Origin of the sequence: Streptomyces graminilatus, assembly GCF_001418565.1 — a bacterium.
Taxonomy (GTDB): domain Bacteria; phylum Actinomycetota; class Actinomycetes; order Streptomycetales; family Streptomycetaceae; genus Streptomyces; species Streptomyces graminilatus.
This window is the reverse complement of sequence record NZ_LIQQ01000115.1, coordinates 1-2300: the sequence shown is the minus strand read 5'-3', so window position 1 is coordinate 2300 and position 2300 is coordinate 1. Positions and strand designations below refer to the sequence as shown.

At 71.9% G+C, this 2300-nt stretch carries 3 protein-coding genes; 2 read left to right on the top strand and 1 reads right to left on the bottom strand.

The features are described 5' to 3' along the window. The coding region (locus AOK08_RS11190; RefSeq protein ID WP_198539242.1) for an acyl-CoA dehydrogenase family protein at positions 1–626 on the bottom strand (626 nt) is incomplete at its 3' end. Positions 627–809: 183 nt separating this feature from the next. Between AOK08_RS11190 and AOK08_RS11185 the strand changes: the two genes are divergently transcribed. Further along, complete coding sequence (locus AOK08_RS11185; RefSeq protein WP_055525340.1) at positions 810–1979, top strand: thiolase C-terminal domain-containing protein; 1170 nt, start codon at positions 810–812, stop codon at positions 1977–1979. 92 nt (positions 1980–2071) lie between these two features. Beyond that, positions 2072–2300 (top strand): type II toxin-antitoxin system RelE/ParE family toxin (locus AOK08_RS11180; RefSeq protein ID WP_198539241.1); only part of this gene is annotated, 229 nt, incomplete at its 3' end.

Sequence of the window (2300 nt, the reverse complement as noted above, 5' to 3'; positions counted from 1 at the left end):
AGGAGGCCGGGGGCGTCGCCGGGGACGAGGAAGAGAAGGGTGCGCGAACGGGCGTACCCACCGGCGTGGGCGGCCACGAGCAGCAGCCCGGCACTGTGTCCGTCGAGGACCTGCCCGACCTGCCCGTACAGCCGCCAGCCGCCTTCCTGCCGGACCGCCTGCACACCACCGGCCCGCCCGCCCCCGGCCCAGTCGCGGCGGGGTTCGCCGGTGAGGGAGAGAACGGCGGCCAGGGCGGTACCGGGCACGGCGAGCGCGGCGGTCAGGGTGCCGGAGGCGAGGCGCGGGAGCAGGTCGGCGCGCTGGGCGTCGGTGCCGAGGGCGGCGATGAGTGGGGCGGCCAGTACGGCGGTCGCGAGGAGCGGGGAGGGAGTGAGGCACCTCCCCAACTCTTCAGCGGCGAGGGCGAGTTCGGTAGCAGTGCTGCCCCCCACACCTCCGTACGCCTCCGGGAGGGCGAGGCCGGGCAGCCCGAGGTCGCGGGCGAGGGCCGTCCAGAGGGCGGGGTCGTACCCGGCCGGGGTGTCGACGGCGGCCCGTACGTCGCCGGGCGAGCACCGTTTGCGCAGCAGCTCGCGGAGGGTGCGGCGGATGTGGTCCTGCTCGGGTGTGAAACGGGCGTCCATGACCTGGACCTCCTGGCCCTCCTGGGCGTCCGAGGTTGCCCCGCCCAACGGGATCTGACGGTTCGTCATATTAGGGCGGACGCACCCTGCCGCACAGGGCCGGAGCTGATATACCGTCAGATTCATGCTGAGTCGACGGCGAGTGGGCGGACGACGAGTGAGCACACAACGAGTGGGCAGCCGGTGAGCCGGAAGGTCGCGATCGTCGGGGTGGCCCTGTCGGACTGCGGCCGGGTGGACGGCGTGACCCCGTACGCGCTGCACGCGCAGGCGGCCCGCCGGGCGCTGGCGGACGCGGGGCTCGGCCGGGAGGTGGTGGACGGTTTCGCGTCCGCGGGTCTCGGCACGCTGGCCCCCGCCGAGGTGGCCGAATACCTGGGCCTGCGCCCCACCTGGGTCGATTCGACCTCGGTAGGCGGATCGACCTGGGAGGTGATGACGGCCCACGCGGCGGACGCGATAGCCGCCGGGCACGCGAACGCCGCACTCCTCGTCTACGGTTCCACGGCCCGCGCGGACGTCAAGGCGGGCCGCCGGACGGGAAACCTCTCCTTCGGCGCACGCGGCCCTCTCCAGTTCGAGGTCCCGTACGGCCACACCCTGATCGCCAAGTACGCGATGGCGGCCCGCCGCCACATGCACGAGTACGGCACGACGATCGAACAGCTGGCGTCGGTGGCGGTGCAGGCGAGGGCGAACGCGGCACTGAACCCGGAGGCGATGTTCCGGACGCCGATCACCGTCGACGAGGTGCTGGACGGCCCGATGATCGCGGACCCCTTCACCAAGCTCCACTGCTGTCTGCGCTCGGACGGGGGCGCGGCGGTGCTGCTTGCGGCCGAGGAGTACGTACGGGACTGCCGTACGCGCCCGGTGTGGATCCTCGGCACCGGCGAGCACGTCTCGCACGTCAGCATGTCGGAGTGGGCCGACTTCACGGTGTCCCCGGCGGCGGTGAGCGGCCGGCTCGCCTTCGAGCGGGCGGGAGTGCGGCCCGCCGACATCGACTTCGCGGAGATCTACGACGCGTTCACCTACATGACCCTGGTGACGCTGGAGGACCTCGGCTTCTGCGCCAAGGGCGAGGGCGGTGAGTTCGTGGACGCCGCGAAGGGCCGTCTGAAGGTGGCGGGCGGCGAACTCCCGGTCAACACGGACGGCGGCGGCCTGTCGGCCCAGCACCCGGGGATGCGGGGCCTGTTCCTGCTGGTGGAGGCGGTACGGCAACTGCGCGGCGACGAGGGCGCACGCCAGGTCCGTACGCCTGCGGGAGCCCTGCCGGAACTGGCGGTGGCGTCGGGCACGGGGGGCTGGTTCTGCTCGTCGGGGACGGTGGTGCTGGGGCGGGGGTGAGCGGCTGACCGCGTGCGACGCCCCCTCACCCGATGGGGTGAATCCGGCTCGAACCGGACACCACGGTTAATGCTTGCATTAATTTTCCGGGCATGGCCCAATGGGAAGTGATTCTCGTCGCCGAGGTGGCGACGTGGTTCGGCGAACTGGTCGCAGCGGATCAAAGCAGCGCGAATCAGGTGGAGGACGCCATCGACGCGTTGGCCCTCTTCGGGCCCGCACTCGGCCGTCCACTCGTCGACCGGATCAAGGGCTCACAGGAACACCACCTGAGGGAGCTGAGACCTGGATCGTCCGGAGGCAGCGAGATCCGCATCCTGT